We start from the raw sequence: 14001 nt of genomic DNA, 5'->3' as shown, positions 1-14001 counted from the left end.
CGTGCGGGCCGGGCGGATCCGCCGCTCAGGGCGCGGTGCGGCCCATGGATTTCGGCGGTCAGTGTCGACCCGCAGGAAGGATCAACTCATGGCGATTGCTTCGACCTCCTTGCCCGTGGCGGGCCTGAAGGATCTGCGCAACGAATCCCGCATGATCGCGACTCCGTGGAGCCGGATGGTGCGGGGAATCGGACTCGGCCAATACCCCATTGCCTACGATCCCGCTCTCGCCGCGCAGATCCGGCAGACGTTCGGCCTTCTGGAGCAGCGGGTTTCGGCCGCCAATACCTACACCCTCTTCTCCCGGCTCCTGGCGGATCTCGTCCTGGAGGTCGAGGACCCCGGGGGAATCGGCGAGGCGGCGGTCGGGCCGGCGCTCGGCCCGATCCTCGAAGCGGTGCGGTCGGAGAAGAACCACTACTACCGCCTGATGGCCGGCTGCATCCTGATGGACGCCTTCGCGAAACTGGGCCTCGACCGGGAATTCCTCGTCAACGACGACCTGGACTTCCCGGCGGAGATCCTCGCGGTGGCGGACGAGATCCAGCCGGACCGGATCGAGGACGAGAACAGCGGCCGGCACGGCGACTACGAGCGGCTCTCGGCCTACTCCGCCGTCTTCCTGGCGCTCGGTCAGCTGGGGCTCCAGGACCGGCTGGTCTCCGGTCCGCGTGACTACGTCACCGAGGCGCTGGACCTGCTGGAGCGGATCCCCGGTCCCTTCTTCCGGGGGCGCGGCGGATCCATGCTCCTGTCGGTGGTCTCGCTGCTGGGCCACGGCGCGCTGATCTCGGGCGGCGGGCGCGACTACATCGAAGAGGTCCTCGACTACCTGGACCGCGCCGACGAGCTGAACAACCCGCCGTCCTTCCCCAGCCCGATGACGGACAGCTTCTCGAAGGTCTATCCGCTCCTGACGATGCTGAACGCGATCGCGATGTCCGGCCGCGAGGAGTACCTGACCTACGGCAAGGACCGACTGGCCGAGGCCAAGGAGCTGATGGCCGGTCTCGCCCCGGTCGAGCGGACCCACATGGGCCTCTACTACCTGGTGGCCCTGCACAACCTGGGCCGCCTGGAGGAGCAGGTGCCGGACCTGGACGCCTTCGTGGAGGGCGTGGTCGGGCAGTGGAAGGAGGTGGATCCCGGTGCGAACTTCTTCCTCAACGGGATCGCCTACCCGTACATGATCTCGACGGCCATGGTCACCGGCCGCACCGACCTGCTGACCGACGAGACCGTCGAACGCCTCGTGGACTCGTACCCGGACCTGGACCGGACCGAGGAGGACCGCGACAACCGGCCCTACCCGCTGAGCTACGTCCTCAACATGCTCGGGGAGATAGGCGTCTCGCACCGCCTCTTCGAGCCGCGCGCCCGCTACGGAGGCAGCTCCGCGATGGCCTGGTCCATCGAGCAGCTCTCCGAGGACGGCGTCGCCGAGGGCAACCGGCTCTACATGCTCGACCACGCCCTGGTCGGCTACGCGCTGCGCCTGAGGGGCGCCGGGCGGGCCGAGACCGAGCTGTTCTCGAACTTCCGCTTCCGCCTCGCGGTCCCCGAGTAGGGCCCGCCCGGCACCTGGCACGCACGCAACAGGCACGTGACAGGCGCGCTATGGCGCTTGCGCTGATAGCCCGCGCAGACAATACTTGCAGACGCCGCATAATGGCGCCTGCACCGTAATGAAAGGTTTGGACATGCCTATCGGGCTTATCGCCTTAGCACTCGGGGGCTTCGGTATCGGGCTCACCGAGTTCGGGATCGTCGGTCTGATGCCCGAGGTGGCGGCGGACTTCGGGGTCACCGAGTCGGTGGCCGGGTACCTGGTCTCGGGCTACGCGCTCAGCGTGGCGGTCGGCGCGGTCGCGCTGACCGCGGCGATCGCCCGGTTCGACCGCAAGAAGGTGCTCCTCTGGCTGATGGTGCTGTTCATCGTCGGCAACCTGCTCTCCGCCGTCGCCCCGACGTACTCCCTGCTGATGGTCGGCCGCGTCGTCGCCGCCCTGTGCCACGGAGCCTTCTTCGGTGTCGGCGCCGTCGTCGCCGCCGACATGGTCGCCCCCAACCGGCGGGCCGGAGCCATCTCGCTGATGTTCGCCGGCCTCACCGCCGCCAACGTCCTCGGCGTGCCGCTCGGCACCTTCCTCGGCCAGCAGGCCGGCTGGCGCTCGACGTTCTGGGCGATCACCGTCATCGGCGTCGTCGCGCTCATCGGCATCAAGGCCCTCGTCCCGCAGACGGCGGCCCCCTCGCAGCTCAGCCTGCGCGGCGAGTTCGGGGCCTTCCGCCGGGGCCAGGTCTGGGTCTCCATCCTGCTCAGCGTCCTGTCCTTCGGCGGCGTCGTCGGCGGCTTCACCTACATCGCCTTCACCCTCACCGAGGTCAGCGGCTTCGCCACCAGCACCGTGCCGTGGCTCCTCGTGCTCTTCGGGATCGGCACCTTCGCCGGCAACTTCATCGGCGGCAAGGCCGCCGACAAGTCGCTCAACGCCTCGCTGACCGCGATCCTGTCGGTCCTCGCCGTGGTGCTCGCGGTGTTCGCCCTGACCGCCGAGAGCCAGGTCATGACGATCATCTCGCTGCTGCTCATGGGCACGGTCGGCCTCGCCACCGCCCCCGGCCTCCAGCTGCGCACCATGAAGTACGCCCAGGACGCCCCCACCATGGCCTCCGGCGCCAACATCGCGGCGTTCAACGTCGGCAACGCGCTCGGCGCCTGGCTCGGCGGCCTCGCGATCGGCGCCGGATACGGCTTCGTCTCGCCGCTGTGGGTCGGCGCCGGAGTCACCGTCGCCGCGGTCGTGGTCGTGGTGGCCGGGTCGGTCAAGCCCCGCGCCGCAGCGCAGCCGGCCGTCGCCCCGGTGCAGGACGCCCCGGTCGAGCAGGCCCGGCCGGTCGCCCGCGAGGCGCAGGAGGCCAAGGCCGCCTGAGGCTTCTCCCCGCCGCGGGCAGGGCGCCCGGATCCGTTCCCCACGGAACGGTCCGGGCGCCCTGCCCGTGCGTGCGGGGCCTCAGGAGAGGGCGTCGAGTGCCGCGATGACCTCGGCGGTGGAGCTGACCCGGCCGATGCGCGGGAAGATCTTGCCGAAGCTGTGGGCGTGCGAGTCGGCGTCCAGGTCGGTGGTGGCGTCCTCCGCGAAGACCAGCCCGTAGCTGTGCTCCCAGGCGGTACGCGCGGTGGACTCCACGCCGATGCTCGTCGAGATGCCCGCCAGCACGATGCGGTGGATCCCGCGCCGGCGCAGCTGGAGGTCGAGCTCCGTGCCGGTGAAGGCCCCCCAGTGCCGCTTGGTGACCGTCACGTCTCCCAGGGCCGCCAGCTCGGCGGGGATGACGGAGAACGCGGCGGGCGGGGCGGTGGCCGGGCCGGGCCTGTCCACGTCGGTGGTGGGCAGGTCCCCGCCGTCGGGCGACCAGGCGACGTTGACCAGGACCACCGGCAGCCTGTGGGCGCGGAAGGCCTCCGCGAGCGCGATGCCGTTCTTCAGGATCCCGGCACTGGGGCGGGCGGTGGGCAGGGCCAGGATGCCCTGCTGGAGGTCGATCAGCACCAGCGCCGTGGCGGCGTCCAGCGACAGTGCGGCGGGGGAGACGGGGGTGGTCATGACGGGACTCCTCTGTTCGCGGCCGGGGGGAGTGCGCGGGGCGCGGGGCGGCTCAGCCCTCGGAGAGCCGTCGCGGCAGCGGGACGGAGTCGGCCGGCAGCCGCTGCTCCTCGGGCGTGAGCCGCTCCGCCGTCAGCTCGGCCATCCAGCGCTCCGCGGTGTGGCGGGTGGGGGTGGCCGGGTCCATGGGGCGAACCGTAGAGAAGGTCAGCCGGACTTGCAAAGCGGCCCGGAAGTGTCGGCCACCGCATAGAATACGAACATGAGTACGAATGACGGGGGTGCGGTGGAGACCCGGCCCGAGCCGACCCCGGCGCTCACCGGGGCCGAGTTGCTGCGCTGGTACTGGACCCTCACCGAACTGACCGCCCTGGCCGGCGCGTTGGGAGTCCCCGCCGCCGGCGGCAAGGCCGCCCTCACGGCCCGGCTCGCCGCCACCCTCGACGGCCGGCCCGCCCCGCACAGGGAACCCCCGGCCCGTCGGCGCGCCGGACGGCAGCTCACCGCGCCCGTCGACGGCCGCACCGTCATCCCCGAAGGGCAGCGGTGCAGCCAGGTCCTGCGGGAGTTCTTCGTCCGGGAGACCGGCCCCGGATTCCACTTCGACGCCTTCATGCGCGCCTACGTCGCCCAGGGCGCGGGCCGCACCCTCGCCGAAGCCGTCGCCCACTGGCACGCCACCCGCCAGGACGCCGCCCAACCCCAGGACATCGGCGCCCAGTTCGAATTCAACCGGTTCCTGCGCACCTGGCACACCCGCCACCCGGACGGCACCCGCACCGAAGCCCTGACCGCCTGGCACGAACACCGCGCCCGGCCGCGCGACTAGGGTCTGTGCCCTCAGCCCGCCGGGGCCGGCTCCGGGAGTCGGCGGGCCAACGCCCAGGCCAGCAGCGGCAGTACGGCCAGCGGCAGCAGTGCGGTACGCACCGAGAAGGCGTCGGCAGCCGCGCCGATCAGCGGGCTCGCGAGACCGCCGACGCTCACCGTCAGCCCCAGGGTCACCCCGCTGGCCGTGCCCATCCGCGTCGGCAGGTAGTCCTGCCCCAGGGTGACCTGGAGCGAGAACGGCACGTACAGCGCGGCCGCGGCCAGCGCCGCGCACCCGTACGCCAGCGGCAGCGGGAGGAACAGGATCCCCGCGACGGCGGGCCCGGACGCCGCGTAGGCCCGGCGCACGGTGGTCACCCGGCCCCAGCGCGCGGCGAGCCTGCCGCCCAGCAGGGTGCCACCCGCGCTCCCCGCGAACAGCGCGGACAGCGCCACCGCCCCGGCCGTCCCGCCCCCGCCGCGCTCGCGCACGTAGAGGGCGATGAAGGTGCTGAGGCCGATGAACACCACCGACCGGACCACGACCACCAGCGACAGCCGCAGGAACGCCCGCCGGTCCTCCGCCGCCGGGACCCCGCGCCCCGCCCCGCCGCCCGACGCGTCCGCGCCGGCCCGACGCCGGGCGGACGGCGGCCGGTTGAGGAACACGCCCAGCAGCGCCGGCAACGCCAGCAGCCACCACCCCGTCGCCCCGGACACCGACAGCGCCCCGACGACCAGCAGCGGCGCGCACGCGAAACCGATGTTGCCGCCCAGGGCGAACCAGCTCATCGCGGTGTGCCCGTCACCGAGGCTGGTGCGGACCAGCCGGGCGGCCGCCGGGTGGTAGGCGGCCACCCCGAGCCCCGACAGCGCGACGGCGGCCAGCGTGGCCGGATACCCGGCGTCGGCCCCGACGGCCGCGATCCCCAGCCCGGCGGCGGCCGTGCCCGCCGGTATCAGCCACGGCACGGACCACCGGTCGGTGAGGGCCCCGAACAGCGGCTGCACCACGGAGGACAGCAGCGAGGCCGCGAGGACCACGCCCGACGCCGCGGCGTACCCGTACGCCCGCTCGGAGACGAGGTAGGGGACGAGCGCGGCGACGGCGCCCTGGTAGACGTCCACACAGGCGTGACCGGCCGAAAAGGCCGCCGTACGCCGCCGTAGACGGCCCGGACGGCCCGGACCCGCGGGGCGGTCCGGGACGGGGGGAGGGGGTGCGTTCGTAGCATCGACTGACTTCACCGCTCGAGAATCGCCCTCGCCACGACCGTCGCGCTTCCGATAAATTGCCGGGTGATGCAGAAAAACCGCCAGCGCGACGTCCGGTACGCCCAGCGCGCCCCGACCAACGTCAACCACCTCGACACGCACATCGGCATCGACGCCCACCACCACGACGACCACCAGATCGCCTACGCGGGCTCCGGCGTCCTCTCCATCACCACCGACTCCGGCACCTGGGTCGCGCCCCCGACCCGCGCCCTGTGGATCCCGGCCGGAACGGTGCACGAACACCGCGCGTACGGGCGCACCGACCTGCACTGCGTGGGCCTGCCGACCCGCTGCAACCCGCTCTCCCTCGACGGCCCGGCCGTCATCGCCGTCGGACCGCTGCTGCGCGAGCTGATCCTCGCCTACACCCGCGACCCCGGCCCCGACAGCCCCGCACGCCGCCGGATGCTGGGGGTCCTCCTCGACCAACTGCGCGCCTCCCCGCTCCAGCCCGTGCACCTGCCGACGCCGACGGACCCCCGGCTGGCGGCCGTCTGCGCACTGCTGCACGCCGACCCGGCGGATCCGCGCGGCCTGGCCGCGCTCGCCGCCCAGGCCGGAGCGGGCGCCGGGGAACGGACCCTGAGCCGGCTGTTCCGCGCCGAACTCGGCATGACCTTCCCGCAGTGGCGGACCCAGCTCCGCCTGCACCAGGCGCTGCGCCTGCTGGCCGTGGACACCCCGGTGACGGCGGTGGCCCACCAGTGCGGCTGGTCCTCGGCGAGCGCCTTCATCGACGTCTTCCGCCGCGCCTTCGGCCATACCCCGGGCACCCACCGCCCTCGACCGGTCACGGACCCCGGTTCGGCCGCCGCCCCCCTCAACCCTGAGCTAGTGTGATCAACTGGTTTGCTGAGGTGGGGATGGGGAGCATGGACGCGATGAACACGGGCGGCGGCGCCGGCTGGGCGGCATCAGGAGCGGTGGGCCCGAACGCCTCGTACCGCAACCAGACGCTCAAGTACGAGAACGTCGAGATGAACTTCGACGAGTCGGTCGGACTCCGTGCCGTCGTACAACTCTGGTTCCAGGCGACCGCGGTGTCCTTCCTGGTCTTCCTGATCTTCGGCCTGCTGCCCGCGCTCTTCTCGGACTCCAGCAGCTTCGAATCGGACAACGGCCTCGGCTTCGCCTGGATCCTGTCCATCATCGCCTTCTGGGTCGTCCTCCTCGCCTCGCGCACCAACGAGCCGGTCTCGGAGTGGAAGACCCTGCTGGAGGACAAGTACGCCGCCTCGTCCTCCGCGTACGCGGCGATCTACAGCGCGCTCGCCCGCCGGCAGATCCCCGTGTCGGCGGTGCCGGTCCGGATCCGCAGTGACATCACGCCGGAAGTCGTCAACAACCGGCTCGTGATCAGGACCGGCCGGTACGTCGCCTACGTCACCGTCTTCGGGTACGGCACCAGCCTGTACGTGGGCTGGACGATGTGGCGCAGCCGCTCCGGCGCGGTGATCATCGGCCAGTTCCTCAAGGACCTGGTCGGCGGCATGCTGAACCGTACGGGCAACATCAACCAGATGCTCCGCACCGAGACCGCGCGCGCCATGCGCGAGGCCGTTCACTCCGCCGCCCGCGAGGGCGTGGAGGCGGCGGTCCAGGGCATCGAGGTCCCCATGGCCACCGCCTTCGGGCAGGAGCCCCCCATCCAGTCGGCCGCGTCCGCCCCCGCCCCCGGACCCCGGCCCGCCCCCGTCCCCGGCCAGGGCTTCGGAGCCGCGCCCGCGCCCGGTCCCGGTCCCGCCGCCCCGCCGATGCCGCCGGCACCCGCCGCGCCGGCGCAGCCCTACGCGCCCTCGGACCCGCGGACCGGGAGCATGCCGGCCGCGGCCCCGCAGCCCTACAGCCCGCAGGCCCCGTACTCCGCCCCGCAGGCCCCGCCCTCCCCGCCCGCACCGCCGTACACCGGGCACCAGCAGCCGACCGGGGACGGGAACTGAGCGCAGCCGGGCCGGCCGGCGTCCTCACGGTCACCGACGGAACGACCGTCTGGGCATGGACGGCCGTACGCATCGACGCCGCCGCCGACCTCACCGAGACCCAGGAGTACGCGGACCTGCCCGAAGCGGAGCGCAGGACCAAGGCGGTCGCCGCCGAGGCCGCCTGGCTCGCCGGCCAGTGGGACACCGGCCACGACGCCCGCATCGAACTGCGTTACCTCAGCGACCCCGTCGGACGCCGGATCTCCTGCGCCCTGCTCGGCAGGGTCGCGGCCCCCACGGCGGAGGCCGCGATGGCCGCCGCCCGCGTGCTCCGCGACCGGATGGCCGCGCTGCCCCGCCACGTCCACGCCACGCCGGTCGAGGACGCCGACGAGACGGCACGGCTGCTGACCCCCTTCGCGCCCGCCGCGGCGGCCGGGGTGGCGGAGATCCGCAAGCGCTACCACAGCGGACTGCCCAACCGGCCCGACGCCGGCGTCCACTACTACCTCGCGCCGCAGCCGCTCACCGCGGCCGCCCCGCCCTGGGACACCCTCTGGCAGGCCCTGGCCGCGCATCCGCACCCCGTGATGCTCACCGTCGGCCTGGAACCGTACGTCGTACCACCCGACTTCGGCCCGCTCCTGCACCGCATCGCCACCCAGTACGGACGCCTCGGCACCCCGGGGCAACTCCCCGACGGGCTCTGGTCCCCGGGCACCCAACTGGCCGCCGACGCCTTCGCGGTGGACGCCCACCGGGTCTATACGGACGCCGCCCGCCGCTACACCGACCGCGTGTTCCGCATCCGCGTCGCGCTCGCCTCGCCCGCACCCCTGCCGGACTCCCTGGCCGAGCTGGTCGGCGCCACGGTGTCCCCGCAGGAGCGGGCCCGGGAGAGCGGCGTCCTCACCGAGACCATCACCGGCCCCGCCCACACCGTGGCCTGGCCCGTCCCCGGTGAACTGCCCGCGGCCTGGCAGGGACTGACCACCCTGGAGCACGCGCGCTGGGGCGGCGACCACTGCTGGCGACTGCCCGAACCCCTCTCCCCGCAGCTGCGGCTGCTCGCGGAACTCGTCGACGCGCGCGAGGCCGGAGCGGCCTTCCGGCTGCCGCTGGCCGTCAGCGGACACATGACGGGCTTCCCCGTGCGCCGCCCCGGCATGGCGGGCGAGACCGAGTACCGCACCGACGGCCCCGCCGTCACCCTCGGACGCCAGCTCGTCCACGACACCCCGGCCGGCCCCCTCGGCGTCGGCCTCGACGACCTCACCCGGCACGCCCTCATCGTGGGCACGACCGGATCCGGCAAGACCAACACCACCCTCGCCTTCTGCGAACAGCTGTGGCGCGACCACCGCACGCCCTTCCTCGTCATCGAACCCGTCAACTCCACCCTCGACGACTACCGCTGGCTCGCCACCCGGCCCGGGTTCGAGGACCTCCTCGTCCTCACCGTCGGCGACGAGAGCACCGCACCGCTGCGCCTCAACCCCTTCGAAGTGCCGTCCGGGGTACGCGTCAGTACCCATGTCGCGGGACTCATGGCCTGCTTCGACGCCGCCTTCGGCCTCTGGGACCCCCTGCCCAGCATCTACAACCGGGCACTGCGCGCGACGTACGCCCGCAAGGGCATCGTCCCCACCGACCTCGCCGGCCCCGCCCACACCGGGAACTGGCCCACCCTGCGCGAGTTCATCGCCGAGATGCGCAAGCAGTGCGAGCAGCTCGACTACTCGGGAGAGGTACGGGACAACATCGTCGCCGCCTCCCGACTGCGCGCCGAGTCCCTGGCGGAGGGAGCCTGCGGCACCACCCTGGACGTCGCACGTTCCTACCCGGTCGAGGAACTGCTGCGCCGGCCGGTGGTCGTCGAACTCGCCGGCGTGGGCGACAACGAGAAGGAGCAGTCGCTCATCACCGCCCTGCTCCTCCAGATGATGACGGAGCACTACAAGGCGAACCGCGCGGGCGGCTCCCTCGCCCACGTCACGGTCATCGAGGAGGCGCACCGCCTGCTCGGGCAGCCCATCGCCCAGGGCGGCGACGCGAAGGAGGGCAACGCCCAGGCGCGGGCCGCCCAGGCCTTCGCCAACACCCTCGCGGAGAACCGCAAGTACGGCGAGGGCATCGTCATCGTCGAGCAGGTTCCCGGCAAGCTGGTCGAGGACGCGTACAAGAACACCAACCTCAAGGTCATGCACCGGCTGCCGTCCGCGGAGGACCGCGTACTCATCGGCGGCACGATGCGTTTCTCACCCGACCAGGAGCGCTACGCCGCGTCGTTGGAGCCCTTCCAGGCGTTCGCCCACCACGACCGGATCGACCGGCCGGCGCTGCTGAGGGTCCCCGACGTCCGGGCGCGGGCGGCGGCCGAGGCGGGCATCAGCCGGGCGCCGCTGGCCACGGACGCGGAACTCGCCACCCGCTTCCGGGACTTCGCCGCCACGACGGAGGCGGTCGACGCCGCGCTGGCCCCCTTCCCCGACTGCGAAGGCTGCCGCCACCGATGCGAGTTCCGCACCCGGGCCGCCACGGCGGTATGGCCCGAGCACGGCACGGAACTGAAGAAGCGGGTCGCCGACTACCCGAAGGCGCGGCCGGAACAGGCCGACTGGTGGCGGGACACCGCCACCTGGGTCGCCACCCTCGCCGACCAGGTCCCCCTGCCCCCGGACCCGTCCCGGGCCGCCACCGCCGAGCCGGACTACCGGGCCTGCGTCTTCGTCCACGCGGCCCGCGCCGCCTGGCAACGCAACACCCTCCCCTGGGTCCGCCTCTACCGCACCCACACCCTCCCGGGAGCCACGAGTGACTGACCGCCCCACAGAACAACCCCCGCCCCCCGGAACCCCGGACGAGGTTCAGCAGGCAATTCAGGCCAGCGCCGACGAAACCGCCGGAGGACATCACCAGAATTGAACGAGAAGGGTAGTGGCATGACCCAGTTCGAGGCTCTCCTCGGGACCGACTTCGAGGGAAACCGTACCGATGACGTCGACGACGTCATCTACGGGGGCTATGACCACTTTGAGCACCGTGATCGTGTTCCCGGGCTTGTCGCGCTGCTCGGTGACATCTCGGCGCCTGACCGCGAAAGGTATCTCGCATGCCTGGCTCTCGTGGCGTGGGGTGAGCCCGTGGGGTATCAGGCGATCCGTGAGGCAACCCGCGATCCACGGGCCGCTCCTTGGTACGACCTCGTCATGGACCGCAAGTTTTCGGTCGACAGCAGCTACGGAAAATTCTCCGAGGCTACGGCGGACAGTCGAGAACTTGCGGAGGAGAAGAATTCATCGGCTCTCCGTCTGGAAACCTTCCGGTCCCTTATTGGGGTCGCGGACCGCGAATATTTCGAAGAGAAGCTGGGGGACTATCTGGAAGAGCCGGTAGTGCGTGCTTGCCTCCCCGATATTCGTGAAGTCATCGCGCGCGGACTGGAGTCCATCGAATCCGGCGTCCGCTGTCGATTCGACCTACCGACCCAACTCGTGGACCTGGCGAACTCGATCGTCAGCGTAGACGAGGAGCTGGGTGTGGACCTGATCATGCAGATCCTCCACGCAGCACCCGCTGACCGGACCATGATCCATGCCGTCACCGGGGTCTACCGGGCGACAGGTCCGGCGGGGCGCAGTCTGGCGGAATACCTTGCCCTCACGGGAAACGAGAGGGTCCGTTCACTGCTTGCCGAAAAATCCTGATTCGTGGGCGTGCGGGCGTGCGCGGCTGTTTCATCTGTCCCATGTCGGGCAGATGCCCTGTGGAGGCCCGTGCTTGAGGGGGCGGGGGTATGGCTGTGGGAGGGGCGACCGGTGAACCGGGCCGAAGTTACGGATGTTTTTATCTTAGGGAAGGAGGGGGTTGCGGTTTATGTTGATCCCCTCAGTGGGGATTTTAGAGGCGGAGATCGCGTAAGGATTGTTCGAGAGGGAATGGAACCTGTCGAAGCGGTCATCTTCCCGCGCGATGGCAGTGTGAGTGGTGCGGGTCGAATCGGTCGTCGCCCGCATGCCCTGGTGAAGGGATTTACTTGCGCCGTCGGCGACATCATCGAAGCTGAATGATTCCGCGTCGGCCGGACGGGGATGCGCCGCTGAAGACGGGTCGCCGGCTACCCGAAGCCCAGCGATGAGCAGGTCAACTGGTGGCGGGACACCGCAGACGGGAGCGTACGTCGCGTTCCGCTAGGGAGTGAAATGCCTGACGTCAGTCACGAGTTCACCGTACGGAGAGGTCAGCTGTTTCGGCTGACCTTCGGCACCGTCGGTGGCGTGGCGGCTATTCCGGCGAAGGACGGTGAGCCTGCCCAGGCGAAGCTGTAAATCTCCTTTCCGGGCAGTGCGAGCGAGGTGAAGAGGCTGCCGCTGGGTGCCACGTTCGTTCTGGCCAGCGGCACCTGGACCATTACCGAGATCAACAACGTCGGAACCAGCCACTGGTCCGTGTTGCTCGGCCGGGTCGACTGACGGCTCGGCGGCACCCAGGGCTCGGGCCTGTCACCGGAGGGGTGGTCGGTTCGAGCCCTGTTGGTCGCGCGCCGCCATACTGGCCCCGTGGAGATCGAAAACGAGGCTGTGGTGGTCCGGCGGGTGGGGCGGGCGGGGTTGTTGACCCTGAACCGGCCGAGGGCGTTGAACGCGTTGACGCATGCGATGGTGCTGCGGATGGCGCAGGCCCTGGAGGTGTGGGTGGCCGATCCGTCCGTCGAGGTGGTGGTGGTGCGGGGTGCGGGTGAGCGGGGGTTGTGCGCGGGGGGTGACATCCGGGCCATCCATGACGACGCGAAGGCCGGCGGGGGTGCTTCAGCGGCGTTCTGGCGGGACGAGTACCTGTTGAACGCCCGGATCGCCCGGTATTCGAAGCCGTATGTGGCGTTGATGGACGGGATCGTGATGGGCGGCGGGGTCGGGGTCTCCGCGCACGGGAGCGTGCGGGTCGTCACCGAGCGGTCCCGGGTCGCGATGCCGGAGACCGGGATCGGGTTCGTTCCCGATGTCGGTGGGACGTATCTGCTGGCTCGGGCGCCGGGGGAGCTGGGGACCCACCTGGCGCTGACCGGTACGGCGGTCGGTGCGGGTGACGCCCTGCTGTGCGGGCTCGCCGACCATTACGTGCCCTCCGACCGCCTCGACGCCTTCACCGACGACCTCACCCGTGAGCCCGTGGCCGAGGTCCTGGCCCGCTACGTGCAGGACCCGCCCGCTGGTGAGCTGGCGGAGGCCCGGGCCTGGATCGACCCCTGCTATCGGGCAGGGACCGTGGAGGAGATCGTCGACCGGCTTCAGGGCACCGGGATCCCCGCCGCGAAGGAGACCGCCGAGGTACTCCTCGGCAAGTCGCCGACCGCGCTCAAGGTCACTCTCGCCGCTCTGCGCCGGGCCCGGGAACTCGGGCCGCTGGAGAGGGTTCTGGAGCAGGAGTACCGGGTTTCCTGCAACGCCTTGGCCCATCCTGATCTCGTCGAGGGCATCCGTGCCCAGGTCATCGACAAGGACCGCAACCCCGCCTGGACCCCGCCCACCCTCCCAGAGGTCCGTGACGCCGACGTGGAACGCTACTTCGCACCGCTCGGGGAGGGGCGCGAGCTCAGGCTGTGATCCGGGTCGCCAGGCCGTCCAGGACTCGCTGGAGGCCGTAGTCGAAGGTTTCCTCGCGCAGCCGTGCCGGGTCCAGGCCCTGGCGGGAGGCGGCGCGTTCCTTCGTCAGGGGGTGGTCCTCCAGGGCTTCCTGGGCGGCGGGGCGCAGGGACTCCAGCCATTCGGGCTCGCTCTTGCCGCTGCGGGCGAGGAGGGAGAGGTAGGAGGCCTCGCTGGTCGTGGCGCCGATGACGTAGGAGACGACCGCCTTGATGGCCAGGTCGGCCTCACCCGGCGGGAAGCCGGCCGTCTGGGCCAGTCCCAGCATGCGCTCCGACATGCTCATCAGGTTCGGGCCGAGGTGGGCCAGGCCGACCTGGCCGAGGACCGAAGCCATCCACGGGTGGCGCAGCACCATGTCGCGCAGGCTGTGCCCGCAGTGCGACAGGGCCGCCCGCCAGCCCTGCGGGCCGATGGCCTCGGGGAGTTCGAGTTCGCCGAAGACCTCGTCCACGACCAGCTCGATCAGTTCGTCCTTGTTGGCGACGTGCCGGTAGAGCGAGGTGGCGGCGGTGCCCATCCCGGCGCCGAGCTTGCGCATGCTCAGCGCCTCGAGGCCCTCGGCGTCGAGGAGGCGCACCGCCGCCGCTACGATCTGCTCCCGGCTCAGCGCGGGCTGTTCCTTCCGCCGGCGCGGCCGGGTCCAGACGGAGGGGACGGGCACGGGGACGGGCGTGGCGGGGGTCTGCTGCGCTTCGGAGGCCATGCCCCCACCCTAACCGCCTGCGGACAGCGTACGCG

The 14001-nt window shown here is 71.5% G+C and carries 13 protein-coding genes; 9 read left to right on the top strand and 4 right to left on the bottom strand.

The window, feature by feature from the left end; genetic code table 11:
• The first annotated feature begins 88 nt into the window (after positions 1-88).
• A complete protein-coding gene (locus OOK31_RS04085; RefSeq protein ID WP_267010932.1) occupies positions 89-1567 on the top strand; it encodes a hypothetical protein in 1479 nt (492 codons plus the stop codon).
• A 133-nt stretch (positions 1568-1700) separates the two neighbouring features.
• The gene (locus tag OOK31_RS04080; RefSeq protein WP_267010931.1) at positions 1701-2933 is read left to right on the top strand and encodes an MFS transporter; all 1233 of its coding nucleotides are present in this window, start codon (positions 1701-1703) and stop codon (positions 2931-2933) included.
• A gap of 81 nt (positions 2934-3014) precedes the next feature.
• Here the strand turns inward: OOK31_RS04080 and OOK31_RS04075 are convergent, their stop codons facing one another.
• Positions 3015-3608, bottom strand: a complete 594-nt coding sequence (locus OOK31_RS04075; protein ID WP_267010930.1) for a hydrolase — start codon at positions 3606-3608, stop codon at positions 3015-3017.
• 52 nt (positions 3609-3660) lie between these two features.
• Entirely contained in the window at positions 3661-3795 is a 135-nt protein-coding gene (locus tag OOK31_RS04070; protein ID WP_267010929.1) for a hypothetical protein, read from the bottom strand.
• 75 nt (positions 3796-3870) lie between these two features.
• Here OOK31_RS04070 and OOK31_RS04065 point away from each other — a divergent pair, with 75 nt between their 5' ends.
• On the top strand, positions 3871-4437 hold the full coding sequence (locus OOK31_RS04065; RefSeq protein WP_267010928.1) for a DUF6434 domain-containing protein: 567 nt from the start codon (positions 3871-3873) through the stop codon (positions 4435-4437).
• 11 nt (positions 4438-4448) lie between these two features.
• Here OOK31_RS04065 and OOK31_RS04060 read toward each other — a convergent pair whose 3' ends face one another.
• Positions 4449-5546: an MFS transporter gene (locus OOK31_RS04060; RefSeq protein WP_267010927.1), complete on the bottom strand. Its 1098-nt coding sequence runs from the start codon at positions 5544-5546 to the stop codon at positions 4449-4451.
• A gap of 174 nt (positions 5547-5720) precedes the next feature.
• On the opposite strand from OOK31_RS04060, the gene OOK31_RS04055 reads away from it, so the two are divergent.
• The 6 genes from OOK31_RS04055 (at position 5721) to OOK31_RS04030 (ending at position 13221) form a co-directional block, all read left to right on the top strand.
• Entirely contained in the window at positions 5721-6536 is an 816-nt protein-coding gene (locus OOK31_RS04055) for a helix-turn-helix transcriptional regulator (protein WP_267010926.1), read from the top strand.
• 32 nt (positions 6537-6568) lie between these two features.
• The gene (locus OOK31_RS04050) at positions 6569-7636 is read left to right on the top strand and encodes a hypothetical protein (protein ID WP_267010925.1); all 1068 of its coding nucleotides are present in this window, start codon (positions 6569-6571) and stop codon (positions 7634-7636) included.
• 293 nt (positions 7637-7929) lie between these two features.
• Positions 7930-10440 (top strand): ATP-binding protein, encoded by a 2511-nt coding sequence (locus tag OOK31_RS04045; RefSeq protein WP_267010924.1) that lies wholly within the window; start codon positions 7930-7932, stop codon positions 10438-10440.
• A 120-nt stretch (positions 10441-10560) separates the two neighbouring features.
• Positions 10561-11325 (top strand): hypothetical protein, encoded by a 765-nt coding sequence (locus tag OOK31_RS04040; RefSeq protein WP_267010923.1) that lies wholly within the window; start codon positions 10561-10563, stop codon positions 11323-11325.
• 111 nt (positions 11326-11436) lie between these two features.
• On the top strand, positions 11437-11688 hold the full coding sequence (locus OOK31_RS04035) for a hypothetical protein (RefSeq protein ID WP_267010922.1): 252 nt from the start codon (positions 11437-11439) through the stop codon (positions 11686-11688).
• Between the two features lie 495 nt (positions 11689-12183).
• Complete coding sequence (locus OOK31_RS04030) at positions 12184-13221, top strand: enoyl-CoA hydratase/isomerase family protein (protein ID WP_267011828.1); 1038 nt, start codon at positions 12184-12186, stop codon at positions 13219-13221.
• On the opposite strand, the gene OOK31_RS04025 is transcribed toward OOK31_RS04030, so the two are convergent.
• Positions 13211-13966, bottom strand: coding sequence for a TetR/AcrR family transcriptional regulator (locus OOK31_RS04025; protein ID WP_267010921.1), 756 nt, complete (start codon positions 13964-13966; stop codon positions 13211-13213). The two genes, OOK31_RS04030 and OOK31_RS04025, sit on opposite strands and share 11 nt — an antisense overlap.
• Positions 13967-14001: the final 35 nt, after the last annotated feature.

Source organism: Streptomyces sp. NBC_00249, from assembly GCF_026342355.1.
Taxonomy (GTDB): domain Bacteria; phylum Actinomycetota; class Actinomycetes; order Streptomycetales; family Streptomycetaceae; genus Streptomyces.
The sequence above is the reverse complement of the archived record's forward strand: the minus strand, read 5'-3'. Positions and strand labels throughout refer to the sequence as shown.

Coding starts and splice junctions, on each gene's coding strand:
- OOK31_RS04085 (WP_267010932.1), top strand. CDS start 89: ATGGCGATTGCTTCGACCTCCTTGCCCGTGGCGGGCCTGAAGGATCTG.
- OOK31_RS04080 (WP_267010931.1), top strand. CDS start 1,701: ATGCCTATCGGGCTTATCGCCTTAGCACTCGGGGGCTTCGGTATCGGG.
- OOK31_RS04075 (WP_267010930.1), bottom strand. CDS start 3,608: ATGACCACCCCCGTCTCCCCCGCCGCACTGTCGCTGGACGCCGCCACG.
- OOK31_RS04070 (WP_267010929.1), bottom strand. CDS start 3,795: ATGGACCCGGCCACCCCCACCCGCCACACCGCGGAGCGCTGGATGGCC.
- OOK31_RS04065 (WP_267010928.1), top strand. CDS start 3,871: ATGAGTACGAATGACGGGGGTGCGGTGGAGACCCGGCCCGAGCCGACC.
- OOK31_RS04055 (WP_267010926.1), top strand. CDS start 5,721: ATGCAGAAAAACCGCCAGCGCGACGTCCGGTACGCCCAGCGCGCCCCG.
- OOK31_RS04050 (WP_267010925.1), top strand. CDS start 6,569: ATGGACGCGATGAACACGGGCGGCGGCGCCGGCTGGGCGGCATCAGGA.
- OOK31_RS04045 (WP_267010924.1), top strand. CDS start 7,930: ATGGCCGCCGCCCGCGTGCTCCGCGACCGGATGGCCGCGCTGCCCCGC.
- OOK31_RS04040 (WP_267010923.1), top strand. CDS start 10,561: ATGACCCAGTTCGAGGCTCTCCTCGGGACCGACTTCGAGGGAAACCGT.
- OOK31_RS04025 (WP_267010921.1), bottom strand. CDS start 13,966: ATGGCCTCCGAAGCGCAGCAGACCCCCGCCACGCCCGTCCCCGTGCCC.